The 21923-nt window shown below is 72.2% G+C and carries 16 protein-coding genes; 9 read left to right on the top strand and 7 right to left on the bottom strand.

The features are described from left to right. Positions 1–142 precede the first annotated feature (142 nt). Positions 143–976, top strand: a complete 834-nt coding sequence (locus ACFKCF_RS42200) for an SAM-dependent methyltransferase (RefSeq protein WP_394500967.1) — start codon at positions 143–145, stop codon at positions 974–976. A 4-nt stretch (positions 977–980) separates the two neighbouring features. Here ACFKCF_RS42200 and ACFKCF_RS42195 read toward each other — a convergent pair whose 3' ends face one another. The 5 genes from ACFKCF_RS42195 to ACFKCF_RS42175 all read right to left on the bottom strand — a co-directional run bounded on the left by ACFKCF_RS42195 (position 981) and on the right by ACFKCF_RS42175 (position 8588). After that, a complete protein-coding gene (locus ACFKCF_RS42195; protein ID WP_394500966.1) occupies positions 981–1355 on the bottom strand; it encodes a YchJ family protein in 375 nt (124 codons plus the stop codon). Between the two features lie 5 nt (positions 1356–1360). Next, a complete protein-coding gene (locus ACFKCF_RS42190) occupies positions 1361–2197 on the bottom strand; it encodes an NAD-dependent protein deacetylase (protein WP_394500965.1) in 837 nt (278 codons plus the stop codon). A 65-nt stretch (positions 2198–2262) separates the two neighbouring features. After that, entirely contained in the window at positions 2263–4023 is a 1761-nt protein-coding gene (locus tag ACFKCF_RS42185) for an ABC transporter ATP-binding protein (protein ID WP_394500964.1), read from the bottom strand. Then, on the bottom strand, positions 4020–5765 hold the full coding sequence (locus tag ACFKCF_RS42180) for an ABC transporter ATP-binding protein (protein WP_394500963.1): 1746 nt from the start codon (positions 5763–5765) through the stop codon (positions 4020–4022). Before ACFKCF_RS42180 ends, ACFKCF_RS42185 begins: the two co-directional genes overlap by 4 nt. 270 nt (positions 5766–6035) lie before the next feature. Beyond that, a complete protein-coding gene (locus ACFKCF_RS42175; RefSeq protein ID WP_394500962.1) occupies positions 6036–8588 on the bottom strand; it encodes a hypothetical protein in 2553 nt (850 codons plus the stop codon). A gap of 296 nt (positions 8589–8884) precedes the next feature. Here ACFKCF_RS42175 and ACFKCF_RS42170 point away from each other — a divergent pair, with 296 nt between their 5' ends. The 6 genes from ACFKCF_RS42170 (at position 8885) to ACFKCF_RS42145 (ending at position 16786) form a co-directional block, all read left to right on the top strand. Next, a complete protein-coding gene (locus ACFKCF_RS42170; RefSeq protein WP_394500961.1) occupies positions 8885–9991 on the top strand; it encodes a PP2C family protein-serine/threonine phosphatase in 1107 nt (368 codons plus the stop codon). Between the two features lie 88 nt (positions 9992–10079). Beyond that, entirely contained in the window at positions 10080–11243 is a 1164-nt protein-coding gene (locus ACFKCF_RS42165) for a pyridoxal phosphate-dependent aminotransferase (RefSeq protein WP_394500960.1), read from the top strand. A gap of 336 nt (positions 11244–11579) precedes the next feature. Beyond that, complete coding sequence (locus ACFKCF_RS42160; protein WP_394500959.1) at positions 11580–13178, top strand: ABC-F family ATP-binding cassette domain-containing protein; 1599 nt, start codon at positions 11580–11582, stop codon at positions 13176–13178. Positions 13179–13291: 113 nt separating this feature from the next. Beyond that, positions 13292–13507, top strand: coding sequence for a helix-turn-helix domain-containing protein (locus ACFKCF_RS42155; protein WP_020547488.1), 216 nt, complete (start codon positions 13292–13294; stop codon positions 13505–13507). 151 nt (positions 13508–13658) lie between these two features. Continuing rightward, positions 13659–14474 (top strand): enoyl-CoA hydratase/isomerase family protein, encoded by an 816-nt coding sequence (locus ACFKCF_RS42150; protein WP_394500958.1) that lies wholly within the window; start codon positions 13659–13661, stop codon positions 14472–14474. A 425-nt stretch (positions 14475–14899) separates the two neighbouring features. Then, positions 14900–16786: an ABC transporter ATP-binding protein gene (locus ACFKCF_RS42145; RefSeq protein ID WP_394500957.1), complete on the top strand. Its 1887-nt coding sequence runs from the start codon at positions 14900–14902 to the stop codon at positions 16784–16786. Here the strand turns inward: ACFKCF_RS42145 and ACFKCF_RS42140 are convergent. Then, entirely contained in the window at positions 16758–17642 is an 885-nt protein-coding gene (locus ACFKCF_RS42140) for a sulfotransferase family protein (protein WP_394500956.1), read from the bottom strand. The genes ACFKCF_RS42145 and ACFKCF_RS42140 overlap by 29 nt on opposite strands. Positions 17643–17700: 58 nt before the next feature. On the opposite strand from ACFKCF_RS42140, the gene ACFKCF_RS42135 reads away from it, so the two are divergent. Then, complete coding sequence (locus ACFKCF_RS42135) at positions 17701–18594, top strand: LD-carboxypeptidase (RefSeq protein WP_394500955.1); 894 nt, start codon at positions 17701–17703, stop codon at positions 18592–18594. A 33-nt stretch (positions 18595–18627) separates the two neighbouring features. After that, entirely contained in the window at positions 18628–19497 is an 870-nt protein-coding gene (locus ACFKCF_RS42130; protein ID WP_394500954.1) for a hypothetical protein, read from the top strand. A 43-nt stretch (positions 19498–19540) separates the two neighbouring features. Here the strand turns inward: ACFKCF_RS42130 and ACFKCF_RS42125 are convergent, their stop codons facing one another. Further along, the gene (locus tag ACFKCF_RS42125; RefSeq protein ID WP_394500953.1) at positions 19541–21838 is read right to left on the bottom strand and encodes an ATP-binding cassette domain-containing protein; all 2298 of its coding nucleotides are present in this window, start codon (positions 21836–21838) and stop codon (positions 19541–19543) included. Positions 21839–21923 lie beyond the last annotated feature (85 nt).

The following is a 21923-nucleotide window of genomic DNA, read 5'->3' as shown; positions in this document are numbered from 1 at the left end:
CTCTCGTCCCCGGAGCCACCGGGCCGGGCCTGACACGGAATCCTGACCGCCATTTACCGAAATTGCGGAATCTGACTCCCCGCGACACTATGATCGCTTTACGCCATCTCCGCACCACGGCGCGTACGCGAAGGAGCCGCCCATGGCCGACCGCTGGCCGGAGCGCGCGCCGCGGAGAATCGACACCTCCAGGCCCAGCGTCTCCCGCGTCTACGACTTCATGCTCGGCGGCAAGGACAACTACGAGGCGGACCGCGAGATGGCGCTGCGGGCGCTGGAGATCGTCCCGGACGCGCGGGAGGCGGCGCGGGCCAACCGGGAGTTCCTCGGGCGGGTGGTCAGGTTCCTGGCGGCGCAGGCCGGCCTGCGCCAGTTCCTGGACCTCGGCTCCGGGCTGCCCACGCAGGGCAACGTCCACGAGATCGCCCAGTCGGCCGCCCCCGGCAGCCGGGTCGTCTACGTCGACCACGACCCGATCGTGCTCGTCCACGGCCGCGCGCTGCTGGCCGTGAACGAGGCGACCACGGTCGTCGAGGCCGACGTCAGGGACCCGGACGCGGTCCTCGACGACCCGGAGACCAGGGGCCTCATCGACTTCGGCCGCCCGGTCGGGCTGCTGATGTTCGGCATCCTGCACCACCTGGCCGACCACGAGGACCCGGCCGGGATCGCCGCCCGCCTGATGGCCCGCCTCCCGGCCGGCAGCCACCTGGCCGTCTCCCACTTCTGCGACCCGGGCATGGCGCACCCCGAGGCGTCCGCCCAGGCGTGCGCGGCCGAGAAGCTGTTCAACGAGACCCTGGGCACCGGCCGGTGGCGCACCCGCGAGGAGATCCTCGCCTGCTTCGACGGCCTGGAGCTGCTGGAGCCCGGGCTCGTGCCGCTGCCGGAATGGCGGCCGGACTCCGGCGACCTCGCCCGGCCCGGCCTGTCCCGCCACACCCTGGCCGGAGCCGTCGCGCGCAAGCCCCGGTGAGGGGTCACAGCGCGCCCGCGTAGACCCAGCGGCCCTCGAAACGGACGAACCTGCTGTTCTCCTCCAGCTCCCCCGGATTGCCGCGTTCGACGTAGTGGGCGCGGAAGCGCACCGTGCCCTCGGTGTGGACGACGCTGCCGCCGGTCGTCTCCAGCACCTCCAGCCGCACCCAGCGCGTCTTGCTGTCGAGGCCGAGCCGGGCGGGGCGGCCGGACGGGTGCCAGGTGCGCAGCAGGTAGGCCGCGTCGCCCACGCCGAAGGCGCTGTATCGGGACCGCATGAGCTGCTCGGCGGTGGCGGCCACCGCCTCGCCCCGGTGGAACCTGCCGCAGCAGTCCTGGTAGGAGGCGGGCAGACCGCACGGACATGTACGAGGCATGACCCCTATTGTGCCGGGACCGGCAGCCGCGTCGTGAGCTCGGTCAGCGTGGGCCCGAGCGGGGCGTCCAGGGTGAGGGAGGCGTCGGCGTCGCCGCCGGTCGCCCCCTGGTTGACGATGGCGATGGGGATGCCGAGCGAGGCGGCCTTGGTGACGAACCGCAGCCCCGACCTGACGGTCAACGACGACCCCAGCACCAGCAGCAGGCGCGCGCCAGCCACCAGGGCGAAGCACTCGTCCACGCGGGGCCGGGGGACGTTCTCGCCGAAGAACACCACGTCGGGCTTGAGCACCCCGCCGCACGCCGCGCAGTCGACCACCTGGAAGCCGGCCACCTGCGCGTCGGTGAGCACGGCGTCGCCGTCGGGGTTGATCCGGGCGCCGGCGGCCTCCCATTCGGGGTTGGCGGCCCGCAGCCGCCGCTCCAGCTCGGCGCGGGGCGTGCGCTCGCGGCACGACAGGCACACCACCCGGTCGAGCCCGCCGTGCAGCTCGATCACCCGCCGCGCCCCGGCGGCCTGGTGCAGGCCGTCGACGTTCTGGGTGACGATGCCGGCGAGCAGCCCGCGCCGCTCCAGCTCGGCCACGGCCCGGTGGCCGGCGTTGGGCCGGGCCTGGCCGATCTGCCGCCAGCCGACGTGGCTGCGCGCCCAGTATCGCTGCCGCGCCTGCGCGCTGCCGGTGAAGCGCTGGTACGTCATCGGCTCCGCGCGCCGGGCCCGGCCGGTCGGCCCCCGGTAGTCGGGGATGCCGGACTCGGTCGACAGGCCCGCTCCGCTGAGCACAGCCACGCCTCCCCCGGCGACCAGCTCGGCCAGTCGTGTCACTGTCACAACCTCCATGGTGCCCGATCTCCGCGACCGCCCGTCCCCCGGCCCCGCACCGGGGGACGGGCGCCTCCCGGTGGCTACTCGCCCGCGTGTTCCCCGGCCTCGGCGATCCGCTCGGCGCTCCACAGCCGCCGCATCTCCGGGCAGCTCGCCAGCAGCTCGCCGAGCCGCCCGCGCCCCGCGACCCGGCCGCGGTCGAGCACCACGACCTGGTCGGCGCGTTCGAGCGCGGCCTGCCGGTGGGAGACGACCAGCAGGGTGCCGTGGCCGGCGATCCGCTCCCACAGGAGGCGCTCGGTCTCGACGTCGAGCGCGGACGACAGGTCGTCCACGACCAGCAGGTCCGGGTCGCGTACGAGGGCGCGGGCGGCGGTGGCCCGCTGCACCTGCCCGCCGGACAGCCGCACCCCGCGCGGACCCACCACCGTGTCGAGCCCGTCGGGCATGGCGGCCAGGTCCGGCTCGAACGCGGCCAGCTCCAGCGCCCGCCGGAGCTCGGCGTCGGTCGCGGGCCGGCCGAGGAGCAGGTTCTCGCGCAGGGTCTCGGAGAACAGCCTCGGGACCTGGCTCGCGTACGCCGCCCGGCCGGGGACGAGGAACGTGCCCGGGTCGTCGACGGGCACGCCGTTCCACGAGATCGTGCCCTCGTCCGGCGGCAGCAGGCCGAGCAGGGCGCGTACCAGGGTGGTCTTGCCCGAGCCGACCGCGCCCGTCACGACCGTGAACGAGCCGCGCTCGACGCGCAGGTCGATCCCCCGCACCCCGCCCGCGCTCAGCCCGCGGGCCTCCAGCACCCGCAGCGGGCCCGGGTGCGGGGGCACGGCCGGAGCGGCCGGCGGGTCCCGGCGCAGCCAGACGTCGGCGCCGCGCGACAGGTCGTCGGCGCTCTCGTGCGGTGCCATCAGCCGGGTGAGCCGCTCGGTGGCGACCGCGGCCTGCGGCAGGCGGTAGAGGATGGTGCCGATCGACCGGGGCAGGGCCGTCAGCCAGCCGATGTAGCTGGTGAACAGCGCGAGGTCGCCCACCGTGAACTCGCCGCCGCGCATCGCGGGGGCGGCCAGGAGCAGGACGAGCCCGATGCTGAGCTCGACGGTCGCGCCGGTCGTGGCGTCCAGCAGGTCGGTGGCCAGGCGGTCCTTGACGGCCGCCGCGCGCCGTCGCCGGTTGTGCTCGCGCAGCCGCTCCAGCGCGGCCGCCTCGGCTCCCGCGGTCTTGATCGCGAGCACTCCGGCGAAGAGCTCGCCCACGTACCCCGTGACGGCCGCGCCGAGCGTCCTGGACCGCTGGTGCAGCCGCTCGACGGTCTGCCGCATGAGCCTGCCCAGCACTCCGATCGCGATCATCGGCAGCACCAGCGCCAGCGTGATGACCGGATCGACGGACGCCATGATCGCCAGCGCGGCGGCGGCGAAGAGCGTCGTCCCGGCCAGGCTGACGCTCTCGTCGGTGAAGTCGACCGCGTCGGCCACGTCGTCCCGCAGGCGGGCGACGGACTCGCCGGGCGAGTGCGGCAGCCGCGCCGCGGCGGGGCCGCGGGCGGTCAGGACGGAGCGCAGGGTGTTGGCCCGCAGCAGGGTGGCCGCCGCCGCCCACCAGTAGACCCCGTACGTCCACGCGATGACGATCATCAGGCCCCGCGCCACCTCCACGCCCACGAACGCCGCGCACAACCACAGCGCCCAGCCCGGGTCGCCGCCGAGCCCGTCGAAGATCCGCTGCAGGACGAGCCCGCTCGCCAGCGGGATCACGTGGACGGGCAGCCAGAGCAGCGCGCCGATGAGGTAGCGGCGGAAGTCGAACGTGGCCAGCCTGGTGGCCACCAGCATGACCGGTTTCACCGGCTCACCCCCGCCAGGTCGAGCAGGCGCCCGAACCTGCTGCCGGGGTCGGCGGCGAGGTCGGCGCGGCGGCCGTACTCGATGATCTTGCCGTGGTCGAGCACGGCGATCTTGTCCACGCGCGACAGCGAGGACAGGCGGTGCGCGATGATCACGCCGGTCCGGCCGTCGAGCAGGCGGTCGACGCTCTGCTCGATGCGGCGTTCGGTGGCGGGGTCGAGCCTGCTGGAGGCCTCGTCGAGCACGACGAGGCCAGGGTCGGCGAGGAACGCGCGGGCGAACGCGATGAGCTGCGCCTCGCCCGCCGACACCGCGCGCAGCTCGGTGTCGAGCCCGTCGGGCAGCCCGGCCAGCCAGTCGCCCAGTCCGACGCCGTGCAGGACCTCCCGCAACCGCCCGTCCCCCGGTGACGGCCGGAAGAGCGTGAGGTTGTCGCGCAGGCTCGCCGCGAAGAGCTGCACGTCCTGCGTGACCACGCCGATCCGCGTTCGCAGGGACGCCTGGTCCGCCTCGCGCAGGTCCAGCCCGCCGACCCGTACGGCGCCCTCGGTCGGGTCGTACAGGCGCAGCGCCAGGCGGGCGAGCGTGGTCTTGCCGCTGCCGGTGCGCCCCACCAGGCCCAGCGTCTCGCCTGGGGCCAGCGTGAGGCTGACGCCCGACAGCACCTGCTCGTCGTCGCCGGGGTAGGCGAAGCCGACGCCGTCCAGGCGCAGGCCGAGCGGGCCGGTCGGGGGCAGGGACCGGGTGCCCTCGGGCAGCGTGCGCCGTTCTGCCAGCAGGTCCGCGATGCGGGCCAGGCCGGCCAGCGCCGCCTGGTACTGCCTGATCTGGTCGATGAGCCGCTCGAACGGCGCCCGTACCATCAGCGTGTACTGGAAGATCAGCACGGCGGTGCCGACCGTGAGCGCCCCCGACCGCAGCGCCCAGGCGGCGAGCCCGAGCATGATCGCGGTGCCCGCGGCGAAGGCCACCGACGTGCCCGCCAGCAGCGTGGTGCCGATGCGGGCGTCCTTGACCTCGGCGCGGAAGAGGGCGGCGCTGACCTGGTGGAAGCGGCGTACGGTGTGCTCGCCGGCCCCGTTGGCGCGAAGGTCCTCGGCTCCGGCCAGCCGCTCCTCCAGCATGCCGAACAGCCGCGCGCTCGCCGCGCGTGACCGGGCGGCGGCCGGGACGGCCAGCCGCTGGGCGCGGGCCATCCCCCACCCGATGAGCAGGCAGTAGACCAGCAGCGCGCAGCCGATGCGCCAGTCGGCGCCGAACACGAGGACGACCACCCCGGCCAGGAGCAGCACGCCGGCCACGACGTCCATGAGGAACGCGACGACGAAGTCGGCCACGGCCACGACGTCGCCGTCCACGCGCTCGATCATCTCGCCGGGCGTGTGCCGGCCGTGGAAGGCCAGGTCCAGGCCGAGCGCGTGCCGGGCGAGGCGCTCGCGCAGGCGGTTGGTGCCGTCCCAGGCCAGGCGGCCGGCCAGCCACGCGGTGATCAGCCGGGCGGCCTGCCCGGCGACAGCCAGCGCCAGATAGCCGGCGGCGATCACGGTCAGGTGCCTGATGCTCGCGCCGCCGATCGCGTCGTCCACGAAGCGGCGGGTGATCTGCGGCGCCGCCAGCGGGAGCGCGGTGGCGGCGGCGATCGCCGCGACGAGCGCGGCGCTCTGGCGGGGTCCTGGGCGCAGCAGGCGCAGGACGGAGGTGCTATGCGGTGGAATCCCTTGGTCGAATGATCTCGACGACAAACGTCATGCCCTTTGGATAGGAGGTCTCATTGCTCTGGCGGGACATGAACGTCGTCCTCATCGCCGGCCTCCTTGATCCGATGGGCTCGCTCCAGGGAGTACAGCAGCCCGGCGCGGGCCGGGCAACCGATTTATCCGCTCCTCCTCGGCACCGCGTGCCGACCGCGCGGGCGGCACGCCCCGGTCACCCGGCGCACCTGCTTCCCCGGCCGGGTGTCCGAGGCGTCCCGCGACCGTGCCCTTCGACGGGCCCGGCGTCCTTGTCCTCCCTCAGCGGCACTCCCCCTGCCACGGGTACGGATGCGCCGCCCGCGCGCGCGGGGTGACCGGATCCGCCGCCCGTGAGCAGGAATCCGCGCGCACGTCCGCCGGCCCCGGATAGCGGGCGACCGCCCGCGAGCGCGTCGCCGGGGCGGGAGAGCAGGTGTCGGGAGCCTCCGGTTTCGGCCGGGGCACCGGGTGGCCACCGGCCGGGCGCAGGTAGACGCAGCGGAGCTCGGCGGCGAACCGGAGCCCGCCGTCGCGCAGCCAGCACTCCTCCGGTCCCGGCAGCGTCTCCGTCAGCGTGAGCCGCTCGGCCGTGGCCGCCAGCCGGCCCAGCCCCTCGACGAGCGCGGGCGAGCGGGTGTCGACGTGGATCGGCCTGCGCTCGCGGGGGGACGCGGCGAAGAACGTCACGGGCAGGTCGTGCGTCTCCCGCAGCCGCGCCATCGCGACCAGCAGCTCGCGATCCCCGAGCGCCTGCCCGAGCGCCTCGAAGGAGGCCCGGCCCACGCGCCACGCGCGCCGCGAGATGACCACGTTGTCCCAGGTCAGCCGGGGCACCCTGGACAGGTGCCGCAGGTCCGGCCGCCGCACCCTGGGCAGGGCGAGCGCCGTGTGCAGCGCGGTGTCGTCGTGCTCGCCGTTGTGCAGCAGCAGCGGCCCGTCCACCCCCTTGGCCCGCAGGACGGCGCTGCGCCCGTCGCTGTGCACGTACAGCTCGTCGAGCCCGATCCGGCGCCGCCCGCCGTCGGCCGTCACGCCGCCCAGCTCCAGCACCGGCCCGGGGAACTCCAGCGGCGGCCGGCCGGTGGCGCGCCGCGAGATGACGTTGAGGGCAGTGTGGTTGCCGAGCGCCCGCACGATCGCCGCGTCGCGCTCGGCGACGAGCTCGGCGCCGTCGGGGTGGAACTGCAGGGCCCACGGCGTGAGCAGCGCGACGTCATGGAGGTCGCCGAGGACCAGCGGGGTCAGGCCCTGCTCGTACGCCTCCAGCGACGGCGCGGCCACCATGACGTCGGCCGAGCAGAGCACGGGCGCGGCCGGCGGATCGGGGTCCTCCAGCAGGCCCGCGAGGTCGACGGTGGCGGCGCCGGGCGGCGCGGCCCGCACGATCGCGGCGATCCGCTCGGCGAGGCGGTCGCCGTAGCGGATCTCCAGGTCGTCGCTCGCCCCCAGCACCTCGGCCAGCCCGAACGTGCCCGCGCCGAGCCGGCCGGCGAGCAGCCGGTTGGTGTGCTGCCTGGTCAGCTCGGCGTCGGCGGCGAGCAGGTCGAGGACCTGGGGCACGCGGCCTTCCAGGTCGGCCGCCAGCCCTTCGCCGACGGTCACCCGGAGCGTGCCGGCGGCGGCCTCGTGCACGACGACGCCCTTGTCGCCGGGCCGGTCACGGGGCTGGTCACCGGGCCGGTCCTCGTGCGCCCGCCCGCTGCCGGCCAGCGTCTCGATCCGCCGCTGGAGGGCCAGCTTCACGTCGGGAGAGGCGGCGGGATACTGCGCGAGCAGCTCGGTGATCTCCCGTACGCGCCGCCCCACCGGCAGGTCGCCGCCGGGGCCGCAGGCGTCCGGGCAGGGGGTTTCGGCAGGCAGGCGTTCGCGGAGCCAGGACAGCGGGTCGGCGACGGTGGCCGGCGGGCACAGGTCGTGGGTGAGCAGCCCGCGGCGCACCGCCACCGCCAGGGCCGCGGCGGCCTGCTCCAGCTCCACCCCCGATTCGGCGGCGATCTCGGCCAGCGTCCGGCTCCCGTCGCACAGCGCCACGAACGGCGCCGCGTCGGGCACGGCGTCCGGCACGTCGCCCGTCCACGTCCGGCGGCGCGGCACCAGCCCCGCCACGAGCGCGGGATCGGCCAGGACGCGCTGCTGGAGCGACTCGCCCACCCAGTCGGCCGGGTACGCGACCCGCCGCGGGCGCGTCAGGTGACCTGACCACGTGTGGCCGCCGGCCGCCGCGGGCTCCACGCGGCCGTGGTCGAGCGGGCCGAAGCAGCACGTGGCGCAGAGCCCCTGCAGGACCGAGCCGACCAGGCGCCGCAGCCGGCCGCCCTTGGCGAGGCCGCGCCGCACGTCGCGGTAGAGGCCGGGCGCGCAGCGCACGAGGGCGTCGAGGAAGCGCTCGTCGGCCGCGATCCCGGCCACGGCCGAGCGGGCGAGCGCCGCCTCGGCGGCCGTCGTGCCCGCCAGGGCGAGCCGGGCGTCCTCCAGCGACCCGGTCGCCTCGTTCCAGGCGGCGAGCCAGCCGGCGGGCGCGGGGGTGTCGCCCGGGAGCGGGCGCAGGTCGCGCAGGCGGCTGCGCAGGCCACGCGGCAGCCGCCCGCTGCCCGTCCCGCGTGCGGGACGGGTGTCCCCGCCTGCGGCGCTGCGGGCCGGGCGGGGGTCCTCGGGCCGGGGGCCGCGGGCCGGGGCCTCGGCGAGCAGGTCGAGCGCCCGCCGCTCCAGCCGAACGACCTCGGCGGCGGCCGCCGCGGCCCGCGGGTAGGCCAGGGATCGGACGAGCTCCCAGGGAAAGCCCGCGCTCCGGACGGTCACGGCCGGCAGCAAAGTCCAGTCCTGCTCACTCACACGGCCCACCCCTTCTCGCGCGAATTGCACCCGGCACGCCTTAACTCAAAATGCTTACAAGATCGTCTTTGCTTGTCAATGACATTGTCGATGAGAAATCAATGAGCAGACCATAATGAATCCGCCGCCGAAACCAGCAAATCCCGCCATAAGGTGCAGAGTCGTTTGCTTCTGGCTTTCATCCCCTTATCTTCCCTGTACAGGGGCCTGATCCGGGCTCGACGGCCCGAATTCGGCCACTCATCTCACGATTTCTTCCGGACGTTCGAAAAAATCACCGTTACGCCGTTCGACCGATGGGGGATGAACGACTCGTGACGGATGGCGGGCGGCGCGAAGGGCCGAATCTCTCGACACCGGCGTTCGTCGCCGGACTCGTCGTCATCACCGCGGTGGTGGCCGCGCTCGACATCTTCACGGGCACGGCGGTGCGGCTGTTCCCGCTGCTGATCTTCCTCCCGGCGATCGTGGCCGGGCTGGGCACCGTGCGGCAGACGCTCGTCGCGTCGGTGTGGGTGATCCTGGCGGCGGCGGGGATCACCACGTATCTGGGCGGCGAGCTGGACGACAACCTGCTGGCTGCCGGGTTCACCGCCGTGTTCGGCGCCCTGAGCGTGCTCGGCTGCGCCTACCGGGTGCGGCGCGAGGAGGAGGTGCGCCGGCTGCGCTCGGCGGCGGCCGCCCTCCAGCGGCTGATCGTGCGCCCGCTGCCGCTGCGCACCGCCGACGTCGTCATCGACGGCCTCTACCAGCCGGTGGAGGAGGACACGATGGTGGGCGGCGACATGTACGAGGTCGCCGTCTCCCATCACGGCACCCGGGTGCTCATCGCCGACGTGCAGGGCAAGGGCCTGCCCGCCATCGGGACCGCGCTGGCCGTGCTGGGCTCGTTCCGGGAGGCGGCCTACCGGGAGGAGACGCTGGCCGGGGTCGTCGAGGCGATGGAGAACGCCGTGGTCAGGCAGAACACCTTCGCCGCCACCACCGGCGAGCCCGAGCGCCTGGTCACCGCCCTGGTGCTGGACATCAGCCGGCGGCTGGACGTCGAGGCGGTCAACTGCGGGCACATCGCCCCGTACATGATCCACCGCGGCGACGCGCGGCAGGTGAACCTCGGGGAGCCGTCCGTGCCGCTCGGCGTGGGCACGCTCGCCCCCTGGCCGCGCGGGGGCGCGCGGTTCGCGTTCCCGCCCGGCGCGGCGCTGGTGCTGTGCACCGACGGCGTCACCGAGGCCCGCGATCCCCGAGGCGTCTTCTACCCGCTGGAGGACCGCCTGGAGGGCTGGGCCCCCGACCCTCCCGAACGGCTCGCCCAGGCGCTCGGCGAGGACCTCCGCGCGTTCACCAGGACCGCGCCGCGCGACGACATCGCGATCCTCACGCTGCGCCGGACCGAACCCTGACCTGCCGGGAGCCGCTCGCGCGAACATCATGAACCGGTCGCTCCACCCACGCGTACCTACACACATCGGACATGTCCATGGAGGTGTCGTGGAGCTCAGCCTCTTGCGGGCACAGGCTCACAGCCCGTCGTACTTCTCGTTGATGCGTGCCTCGTCAGGAGAGCGCGCGCCGGTTGACTTCTGCATCCCGTGCAATCCATATTTCCCGACCCCGGAGATCTTCGAGCATCTCGGGAGAAACCTGGAGACGATTCTCAAGTTCTATCCGAGCGACGCGGGCACGATCACCGCCGAGCTCTGCGCCACCCTCGGGCTCCACCCGAAGACGGTCGCCATGGGCAACGGGTCGACCGAGCTGATCACCTGGATCGACCACCTGCTGGTGCGCGAGAGCCTCGCGGTGCCCATCCCGACCTTCGGGCGCTGGACCGACCAGCCGCTGGAGACCGGCAAGCGGGTGGACATGTACCCGCTGCTGGAGAGCCGCAACTTCGCCCTCGACGTGCATGACTACGTCTCGTTCATCCGCATGCGCGGCTCCCGGGTGGCGGTGATCTGCAACCCGAACAACCCCGACGGCGGCTACCTGCCCAAGCACGACGTCCTGCAGCTGCTCGACGAGCTCATCGACCTCGACCTGGTGATCGTCGACGAGTCGTTCGGCGACTTCGTGGACTGCGAGCCGGACGCGGGGCTGGCGACGGAGGCGGCGGTCCGGCCGAACGTGATCGTGCTGCGCAGCCTGGGCAAGAACTTCGGCCTGCACGGCATCCGGTTCGGCTACATGGTCGCCAATCCGGCGCTGGCCGGGCGGGTGCGCGACGCGCTGCCCAAGTGGAACCTCAACTCGTTCGCCGAGGTCATCGTGTTCATGATGCGGCAGTTCATGGGCGAGTACCACAACAGCCTCAGGCTGGTGGGCCAGGACAGGCGGGCCATGTTCCAGCAGCTCAGCACCATGCCGGGGCTGTCGGTGTTCGCCTCGCAGGGCAACTTCCTGCTGATCAAGCTGCCGCCCGGCTACGACGGGGTGGGCCTGCGCGACCACCTGCTCTCCGAGCACGGCGTGTACGTGCGCGAGTGCGGCAACAAGCTGGGCACGACGAGCCAGTTCATCCGCCTGGTCGTGCGGCCCCAGGACGACGTGCGGCGGCTGCTCATCGGCATGACGCAGTTCCTGTACTCCGGCAGCTTGCACGAGATCCCCGTCATCGGGGTGCACCACCGGCACGTCAACCCGCTGTCGGCCTGAGATTCCACCCGGGCCCCCGGCGGCGCTCCACGGGGGTCCGGGCGGGCCGTGATGACGCCGCCCGGCCAGGGCGAGGCGCCCGGCTGCCCGGTCTGCAGGAAGTCGCGGTCGCGGCACTTCCTGTCGCTGATCCGCCTGTCGTGCGTCACGACGGCCTGGCCGTCCTCGGTGATCTGCCCGTCGAGCTCCACCCGTTCAGGCGCCCAGGCCCACGACGGGGCCAAGCTGCCGACACGTGGGTCCGAACAGCCTACACTGATCCGTATGCATACTCCCGATTGATCTGGCGTCGCACGCCCAATCCTCCGTTTCCTACCTCGGGAGTGTTCCGCCAACATGATCATCGCCAGTGACATAGAGCTGCGCGCGGGCGCGCGGCTGCTTATTGAAAAAGCTACGTTCCGGGTCAACCCGGGCGACAAGATCGGGCTCGTCGGGCGCAACGGCGCGGGCAAGACGACCCTCACCAAGGTGCTGGCGGGCGAGGGCCTGCCCGCCGCCGGCACCGTCACCACCAGCGGCAGCGTCGGCTACCTCCCCCAGGACCCGCGCACCGGCGACCTGGAGGTGCTCGCCCGCGACCGCATCCTGTCGGCGCGGGGTCTCGACGAGGTCCTGCGCAAGCTGCGCGAGGCCGAGCTCGGCATGTCCTCCGCCGACGACCGCACCCGCGAGAAGGCCGTCAGGAAGTACGGCAGGCTCGAGGACCAGATGCACGTGCTGGGCGGATACGCGGCCGAGTCGGAGGCCGCGTCCATCGCCTCCAGCCTCGGGCTGCCCGATCGCGTGCTGTCGCAGCCGTTGCAAACGCTTTCCGGCGGTCAGCGCAGACGCGTGGAATTGGCACGAATTCTTTTCAGCGGAGCGGAAACTCTCCTTCTCGACGAGCCGACAAACCACCTAGATGCCGACTCAATCGGGTGGCTTCGTGATTTTTTGCGTTCGCATCAAGGCGGCTTGGTGATCATCAGCCACGACGTCGGTCTTCTTGAAGCGACGGTCAACAAGGTCCTGCACCTGGACGCCAACCGCTCGGTGATCGATCACTACAACGTCGGCTGGAAGGCGTACCTCGCCCAGCGCGAGACCGACGAGAAGCGCAGGAAGCGCGAGCGCGCCAACGCCGAGAAACAAGCAGGTGCGCTGCTCGCGCAGGCCGACAAGATGCGCGCCAAGGCCACCAAGGCCAAGGCCGCGCAGGACATGATGCGGCGTGCGCACCGGTTGCTGTCGGGCACCGAGGAAGAGCGTAAAAGCGACAAAGTGGCGCGGTTGCGCTTCCCCGAGCCGCAGCCGTGCGGGCGCACCCCGCTCACGGCCGAGGGGCTGTCCAAGTCGTACGGCTCGCTGGAGGTCTTCACCGACGTCAGCGTGGCCATCGACCGAGGTCACAGGGTCGTCATCCTCGGCCTGAACGGCGCCGGCAAGACCACGCTGCTGCGCCTGCTCGGCGGCATCGAGGTTCCCGACACGGGCGCGATCCGGCCCGGCCACGGCCTCAAGATCGGCTACTACGCCCAGGAGCACGAGACCCTCGACGCCGGCCGCACCCTGCTGGAGAACATGCGGTCGGCCGGGGGCCAGTTCACCGACACCGAGTTGCGAAAGGTGCTCGGCTCGTTCCTGTTCACGGGCGACGACGTCGACAAGCCCGCCGGGGTGCTGTCCGGCGGCGAGAAGACCCGGCTGGCGCTGGCGATCCTGGTGCTGTCGAGCGCCAATGTCCTCCTTCTCGACGAGCCCACGAACAACCTCGATCCGGTCAGCCGCGAGCAGGTTCTCAATGCTCTGAGGTCCTATTCAGGAGCAATCGTCCTAGTCACACATGACGAGGGTGCCGTTGACGCCCTGTCACCGGATAGGGTGATCTTGCTACCGGACGGAACTGAAGACGCATGGAGCGACGAATTTTCCGATCTTGTGGCACTTGCCTGATCTTAATTTGAGTGGGTACGGATCTTTTCCCGTGGAGTAGGTAGCCGATCCCGCTGAAATGACTGATCATGGCGGAGTAACGCTGCGGAAGTCCGGCACTACAGGAGGTACTCGTGGCCGAGACACTGAAGAAGGGCACCCGGGTCACCGGGGCCGACCGGGAAAAACTGGCCGGCGATCTCAAGAAGCGCTACGCCGCGGGCGAGAGCATCCGCGCCCTGGCCGCTTCGACCGGTCGGTCTTACGGGTTCATCCACCGCATCCTGAGCGAGTCCGGCGTGACTCTGCGCGGGCGCGGCGGGGCGACCCGAGGCAAGTCCAAGCGCTGACGGCCGCCTCGGAACGTGCGACCGCAGCCGCCCGTCCCTAGTCAGCCATACCGTCGCGCCCGGGCCAGAATCATATTCTGTAAGCTCGGGCGCGACGGTCAGCACACTGGGCGCGCACTCCTTGCGCGACCAGGACTGGAGGGAGCGGGCGATGGCGGAAGCGCAGGCGCGACAGCGCGGGGGGAATGCGGACGAGGTCTCCGTTGCGGCGGAGGGCGGAGTTCGCTTCGAGGTGGACGGTGAGATAGCGACGATCACGCTGGACCGGCCGGAAAAGCGGAACGCGCAGACGTTCGCGACATGGTCGGCGCTGGCTCGGATCGGCGAGAGCCTGCCCGAGCAGGTGCGCGTAGTCGTCGTGAAAGGTGAGGGACCGTCCTTCTCGGCAGGGATCGACCTGCGAATGTTCACATCTGAGGGGGTGCCCGGACAGGGCTCGTTCAGCTCGGCGGCCAAGAGCGACGACGCAAGCTTCGAGCAGCGCATAAGCCACGCACAGGCGGGGTTCCTGTGGCTGCGCCGCCCGGAGATCGTTTCCATCGCCGCAGTGCAGGGGCACGCGATCGGTGCGGGGTTCCAGCTCGCGCTCTCCTGTGACCTGCGGATCGTGGCCGATGATGTTTCCTTCTGCATGAAAGAGCCCGCACTGGGTCTGGTGCCCGACCTGACGGGGACCAAGCCCCTGGTCGAGCTGGTGGGCCTGGCCAAGGCGATCGACCTCTGCCTGAGCGCCAGGACCGTGCACGCGGACGAGGCCATGCGCATCGGCCTCGCGGAGAAAGTGGTCGCTCGGGGCGACCTGGATCAAGCCGTACGAGACAAGGTCGCGGAGCTGCTGGCCGTCAACCGGGACGCGGCGATCGCGACGAAGCGACTCCTCCAGGGGGCGCAGGGCCGCTCCCTGGAGGAGCAGTGTGCGGCCGAGCGGCTCGAGCAGGCGGCCCGCATCAGGGCCCTCTTCTCCTGACCCCTCCGACCGACCACCCACCGCCTTCGGGGGTTACGACTCGCCTCGGACGGCCGCCCCCCACCGCCGCGCGCTCGGGCTCATGGGCGAAGGGCAGGGCTGCGGGCCTTCCGCGCGAGGGACGACTCCGGGCGCGGGGCGTGGCGCGCAGCCGGGCGCGGGGCCGTCGTGAGCGCGTCTCGGACGGCCGCCCGCCACCGCTGTCGCATCCGTCCTTCGGGGAGAAAGGCGCGAGGCGGGACGCTCGCCGGTCGCGGCCCCGGGCGGCGGACCTGGCGGGGTGCGAGCCGTCGCCGCCTCGGGGCGCGGGGTGGGCAGTAGGTTGGGGAGGGGGCGGCGCCGGTCGGGTTTCGCGGTGAGCGGACGGGGGAATCGCCGGGCGCGCCGGCGGTGCTCTCTCCCGTGAAGGAGGAGGGATCCCCCGCATGGCGATGATGGGAGGGGGCTTCGGCCCCAATGTGATGGCGTCCCTGCGGCGCGACGGCTCGGTGACCAAGCAGCGGCTGAGGCCCGGCACCGTGCGGCGCATCGCGCGCTACGCCAAGCCGTACAGGACGCACATTGCCGCGTTCCTGCTGCTGGTCGTGGCGGGCGCGGTCATCGTGATCGCCAACCCGCTGCTGATGAAGGCGATCATCGACGACGGCATCCTGGCCAGGCGGCCGGGCGTCGTGGTCGGGCTGGCGGTGACGATCGGCGCGCTGGCGCTGGTGGACGCCGGGCTGACGCTGGTGCAGCGGTGGTTCTCGGCGCGCATCGGCGAAGGGCTGATCTACGACCTGCGCACCGAGGTGTTCGACCACGTGCAGCGCATGCCGGTGGCGTTCTTCATGCGGGCCCAGACCGGCGCGCTGGTCAGCCGGCTCAACACCGACGTGATCGGCGCGCAGCGGGCGCTGACGAGCACGCTGTCGTCGGTGGTCTCCAACGTGGTCAGCCTGGTCCTGGTGCTGGGCGCCATGCTGGCGCTGTCGTGGCAGGTGACGCTGGTCGCGATGGTGCTGCTGCCGATCTTCATCGTGCCCGCCAAGTTCGTCGGGCGGCGCATGTCGGCGCTGACCCGCGAGCAGATGCAGCTCGACGCCGAGATGAGCTCCGTGACGACCGAGCGGTTCAACGTGGCGGGCGCCATGGTGGCCAAGCTCTACGGCCGTCCGGAGGACGACGCGGAGGTGTTCGGCCGCAGGGCGGCCCGGGTGCGCGACGTGGGCGTGACGGTCGGCATGTACGGCACCGTCTTCAGGGTCGCGCTCGGGCTCGTCGCCGCGCTGGCCACCGCCCTGGTGTACGGCATCGGCGGCGTACTGTCCGTCTCCGGCGTCTTCGAGCTGGGCACGCTGGTGGCCCTGGCCGCCCTCCTGATGCGCCTGTACGGCCCTCTCACGTCCCTGTCGAACGTGCACGTCGACGTGATGACCGCGCTCGTGAGCTTCGACCGCGTCTTCGAGATCCTCGACCTCAAGCCCATGGTGGCCGAGCGGCCCGGCGCCGAGCCGATCCCCGGCGGGCCGGTCACGATCGAGTTCGACGACGTGCGCTTCCGCTACCCGGCCGCCGAGGAGGTCTCGCTGGCCTCGCTGGAGTCGGTCGCCCGGCAGGACAGCGGCCCGTCGTACCCCGTGCTCAAGGGCATCTCGTTCACGGCCGCGCCGGGCCGGCTGGTCGCCCTGGTCGGCCACTCGGGCGCGGGCAAGACGACCATCACGTCACTGGTGTCCCGCCTGTACGACGTCAACGAGGGCGCGGTCCGCATCAACGGGCTCGACGTGCGCGAGGCCACCCTCGACTCCCTGCGCGACACCGTCGGAGTGGTCATGCAGGACGCTCATCTCTTCCATGACACGATCGGGGCCAACCTCCGCTATGCCAGGCCGGAGGCGAGCGACGAGGAGATCTGGGAGGCTCTCAGGGCCGCGCAGATCGGCGATCTCGTGGAGGGCCTGCCCGAGCAGCTCGACACGGTCGTGGGCGACCGCGGCTACCGGCTGTCGGGCGGCGAGAAGCAGCGCCTCGCGCTGGCCCGGCTGCTGCTCAAGGCGCCGCGCGTGGTCGTGCTCGACGAGGCCACCGCCCACCTCGACTCGGAGTCCGAGGCGGCCGTGCAGGTGGCGCTGAAGACCGCGCTGCAGGGCCGCACCTCGCTGGTGATCGCGCACCGGCTCTCGACGATCAGGGAGGCCGACGAGATCCTGGTGATCCACGAGGGCCGCATCGCCGAGCGGGGCCGCCACGAGGAGCTGCTGGAGCGCGGCGGGCTCTACGCCGAGCTCTACCGCACCCAGTTCACCTCTTCAGGTAGCCCAGGCGCTTGAGCTCCTCCCTGGCCACCTTCTCCACCAGCTCCAGATCGGGTCCCCTGAGCTTGGCGCGCCAGGCGCCGACCCTGGGGACACCGGTGTCGTACAGGACGACCTTGGACACCCGCGTCTCCAGGAACTCCGCGAGCGTGGCGACCGACGGCGCGGGCTTGAGCACCAGGTCCTCGTAGCGCAGCGTCAGGAGCTGCTCCTCGGGCAGCGTCCTGCGCAGCTCGGCGCTCATGCGCACGGCGCTGCGCCAGCGCAGGGCGCTCTTGCCCGCCGCCGGCATGCCCTTCCAGCGCTCCAGGTGCTCGTCCTTGTTGACGCCGAGGAACGGGTTGGGGAACTCGGTCTGCTCCGTCAGCATGACCGGCTTGAACCAGGCCAGGCACGCGGGGTCGTCGAGCATGCCGGCCACCACGTCCCTGCCGTCGCGGATGAGCTGCACGAACCGCGCGTCGGGGAAGGCCTGGAGCAGCACGGGGGCGCTGTAGAGCAGGTCGGGGCTGCCGTCGCCGAACCTGGTGATGTCGCCGGCCGAGACACAGGGACCGGTGCCTGTGACGCCGCCCGCCTCGCGGCACGACTCGGCGCACTGGCCGCACGATCGGGGCAGCACCTGCCACGACTCGGCGAGCGCGTCGCGCATGACGCGCACGGCGCCGGAGGTCTGGCCGATGGACGGCTTGCGGGCGAAGGCGTACACCACGTGCGCCACACTCGCGCGGCCCATGGTCACATGGAAGCCGGGGGATCGTTTCAGGGCGCGGGCCAGCAGGTCCGTACCGGAATGCGGCGCTCCGATCAGGAAGACCGGCCGGCGGACCTTGATGCCGTTGACCACGAGTATGTGGGGCGGAAGTCGCATACGAGAGGTAAGTGTGACACCGTTTGCCACGTGTACGAGCCAAACGAGGAGTTGATCCATGCGACCTGGTGACACCGTCGCGGTCGTCTCGCCGTCGGGGCCGCCCAACGCGGTGCTGCTCGGGCGCGGCGTGGAACGACTGGAGGGCCTCGGGCTGAAGGTGCTGGTGGGCGCGCACGCGCTCGACCGACAGCCGCTCGACTACCTCGCCGGCGACGACGCCGCCCGGGCCGCCGACCTGCAGTCCGCCTGGTGTGACCCGGCCGTCTCCGCGGTGTTCTGCTGCCGGGGCGGGTACGGCGCAGGCCGGCTCCTCGACCTGCTCGACTGGGACGCCATGCGGGCGGCCGGCCCCAAGGTCCTGCTGGGGTCGAGCGACATCACGGCGCTGCACAACGCGTTCGCCATCGAGCTGGGCGTGCCCACGCTGCACGGGCCGATGGCGGCCTGCGACCTGCTGGCCGGCGAGGACGGGCCCGAGCCGCGCACGTGGGAGAGCCTGCGGGCGGCGCTGTTCGGGACGCCGCAGACCGTGCGGGGCGAGCGGGCGCTGGTGCCCGGGCGGGCCGAGGGCGTGCTGGCCGGGGGCAACCTGTCGCTGCTGGCCTCGATGTGCGGGACCCGGTGGCAGCCGTCGTTCGCGGGCAGGCTCGCCTTCCTGGAGGACATCGGGGAGGAGCCGTACCGGATCGACCGCATGCTGACCCAGCTCCTGCAGGCGGGGACGTTCGACGGGGTGCGCGGGATCGCGCTCGGCTCGTGGGTCGACTGCGGTGATCCGTACCCGGTGCTCGAGGACCGGCTCGGGAGGCTCGGGGTGCCTGTCCTGGCGGGGCTCGCGGTGGGGCACGGGTCGCCTCAGATGAGCGTGTGGCTGGGGAGACTTGGGGTTATCGATACCGAATCGTGCTCGCTAGCGGGCATGGTCAGTGATGAGGGGCAGGCAAGGTAGGAGGGACGAATCCGACAGAAAGGGACACGGCGCGTGAGCTTGTTCAAGCGTGACCGCCGGCCCTCGCGCCGGCCGGTCGAGGACGTCGACCTGGACTCGCTGCTCTCGCTCGTCGCGGAATCCCTCGGATACTCCTTCGAGTTCGCCAAGGACGGCGGCTCCGTCACGCTCAAGGGCGACATGGAGCTGGTCGTCAGGCTCACCGGGCTGCGCCGCGAGGCGGGCCGCCGGGCCAGGGAGGACTGGCCCATGCTGGTCTCCGAGCACCTCGCGCACGCCGTGGCCACCGCGGGCGAGCGGCTGGACGTGTGCGACCTGAAGCAGGCCCGCCCGCTGCTGCGCACCCGCGTGGACGCCGTGGACGCGGTGCCCGACCTGACCCGCGTGGTGGGCCGCCACCTCAACGCCGACCTGGTGGAGCTGCTCTTCGCGGGCTCGCGCCCCGTTCGGCCGGAGCAGGCCGGATGCTGGCCCGTGGCCGCCGCGAAGGCGCTGGACCTGGCCGTCGCCAACGTCCGCCGCGAGGAGCGGCTGGAGGTGGAGACGATCCTGCTGTCCGGCACGCCGATAACGCGGCTGACCGCCATGACCCCGGCGGCGGCCACGCACCTGCGGTGGCTGGACGACTACCTCCCCGTGCCCTCCGACGGGGTGCTCGTGGTGCTGCCCGACCCGTACACGCTGCTCGTGCACCCGGTGGACGGGATCGGCGTCGTACGCGCCATCGAGCGGCTGCGGGTGCACGCGGCGCGCACGGACGGGCTGAGCTCGCAGGTGTACTGGTGGCACGAGGGGCGGCTGACGCACATCAGGGCCGACATCGTCACCCAGGAGGGGCAGACCAGGCTCGTGGTGGCGCCGCCGCCGGAGTTCGCCCGCGTCCTGGCCCGCCTGGCCGTCTGAGTCCGCGCAGCCGGCCTCGGCGGGCTCCAGGAGCGGGGAGCGGTCAGGACCTGGTCACGTAGTCCCGCAGGTGGATGGCGGTGAGCGAGGTGCCGTCGGCGACCAGCTCGCCGGGGGTGCCGGAGAAGACGACCTGACCGCCGTCGTGACCGGCCCCGGGGCCGAGGTCGATGATCCAGTCGGCGTGCGCCATGACGGCCTGGTGGTGCTCGATCACGATGACCGTGTTGCCGTCGTCCACCAGGCGGTCGAGCAGGGCCAGGAGCTGGTCCACGTCCGCCAGGTGCAGGCCCGTGGTGGGCTCGTCCAGCACGTACGTGTTGCCGTTCTTGGCCATGTTGATGGCCAGCTTGAGCCGCTGCCGCTCGCCGCCCGACAGCGTGGTGAGCGGCTGGCCCAGGCCCACGTAGCCGAGGCCGACGGCCACCAGGCGGTCGAGGATCGTGCGGGCCTGCCGCTCGGTCAGGAAGTCGCGGGCCTCGGCCACCGGCATGTCGAGCACCTCGCCGATGTTCTTGCCGCGCAGCGTGTACGTCAGCACCTGCGGCGTGAAGCGCCTGCCCTCGCACTCCTCGCACACCGACGCCACGCCGGCCATCATGGCCAGGTCGGTGTAGATCAGGCCGATGCCCTTGCAGGCCGGGCAGGCGCCCTCGGAGTTGGCGCTGAACAGGCCGGGCTTGACGCCGTTGGCCTTGGCGAACGCGGTGCGGATCGGGTCGAGCAGCCCCGTGTAGGTGGCCGGGTTGCTGCGGCGCGAGCCGCGGATCGGCGACTGGTCGGCCACCACCACGCCCTCGCGCCCGGCGATGTATCCGTGGATGAGGGAGCTCTTGCCCGAGCCGGCCACGCCGGTGACCACGGTCAGCACGCCGAGCGGGACCTCCACGCTCACGTCCTTGAGGTTGTGCAGCGTGGCGCCCGTGATCGGCAGGTGGCCGGCCGGCTTGCGGACGTCGTCGCGCAGGCGCACCCGGTGGTCGAGGTAGCGGCCGGTCAGCGTGCCGGAGGCGCGCAGCCCGGCCAGGTCGCCGTCGTAGCACAGGCTCCCGCCCGCCGTGCCGGCGCCGGGACCGAGGTCCACCACGTGGTCGGCGATGTCGATCGTCTCCGGCTTGTGCTCGACGACGAGCACCGTGTTGCCCTTGTCGCGCAGCTGCAGCAGCAGGTTGTTCATGCGCTGGATGTCGTGCGGGTGCAGCCCGGCCGTGGGCTCGTCGAAGACGTAGGTGACGTCGGTCAGGCTCGAGTTGAGGTGGCGCACCATCTTGACCCGCTGCGCCTCGCCGCCGGACAGGGTGGACGACTCGCGGTCGAGGCTCAGGTAGCCCAGGCCGATCTCGACGAGGGACTCCAGCGTCGAGCGCAGCCCGTCCAGCACCGGGCCGACGGCGGGGTTGCCGATGCCGCGGACGAAGTCGGCCAGGTCGTTGATCTGCATGGCCGCGCACTCGGCGATGTTGCGGCCGGCGATCCGGGCGGATCGGGCGGCCTCGTTCAGCCGGGAGCCGCCGCAGGACTCGCAGAGCGTGAGCTTGAGCGCCCGGTCGGCGAACGCCCGCGCCGAGGGCTGCATCGACTCCCGGTCCTTGCCCAGCAGGGTCCGCCTGACCTTGCTGGCCAGGCCCTCGTAGGTGAAGTTGTTGGAGCCGTACTTGAGCTTGGTGGGGGGCTTGTGCAGGAAGTCCTCCCACTGCTCGGGCGTGAAGTCCTTCAGCTTGACGGCCGGGTCGAACAGCCCGGACCCCGCGATGACCTGCCACTGCCAGCTGTCCACCGGGAACCCGGGGACCTTGATCGCCCCGTCGTTGAGCGACAGCTCGCGGTCGACCAGGGCGTCGACGTCGATGGTGGACGCCTTGCCCAGCCCCTCGCACTCGGGGCACATGCCCTCGGCCAGGTTGAAGCTGAAGGCGCCGGCCCCGCCGACGTGGGGCTCGCCGATGCGGCTGAACATGATCCGCAGCATCGTGTGCGCGTCGGTGGCCGTGCCCACGGTGGAGCGGGCGTTGGCGCCCATGCGCTCCTGGTCCACGATGATGGCCGCGCTCAGGTTGTGCAGCGCGTCCACGTCGGGGCGGGCCAGGCTCGGCATGAACGACTGGATGAACGAGGTGTAGGTCTCGTCGATCAGCCGTCGCGACTCCGCGGCGATCGTGTCGAAGACGAGCGACGACTTGCCGGAGCCGGACACCCCGGTGAAGACGGTGAGGCGGCGCTTGGGGATGTCGAGGGAGACGCCCTTGAGGTTGTTCTCACGCGCGCCGCGGACCTGGATGAGGTCGTGACTGTCGGCGGCGGTGTGGTCGCGGTGAACGGCGCTGGCCTGGCTGGAAACCACGGAACCCTTCCATCGTCTGGATCTGTTGCCATAAGGGGAAAGCCGGGACAGCGTACAGCGCCGTCCCGACATTTCCGGGGTTCCG

Source organism: Nonomuraea sp. JJY05, assembly GCF_043496855.1.
Classification (GTDB): Bacteria; Actinomycetota; Actinomycetes; order Streptosporangiales; family Streptosporangiaceae; genus Nonomuraea.
Note: the sequence above shows the minus strand (reverse complement) of the source record. Positions and strands in the feature narration are given on the sequence as shown.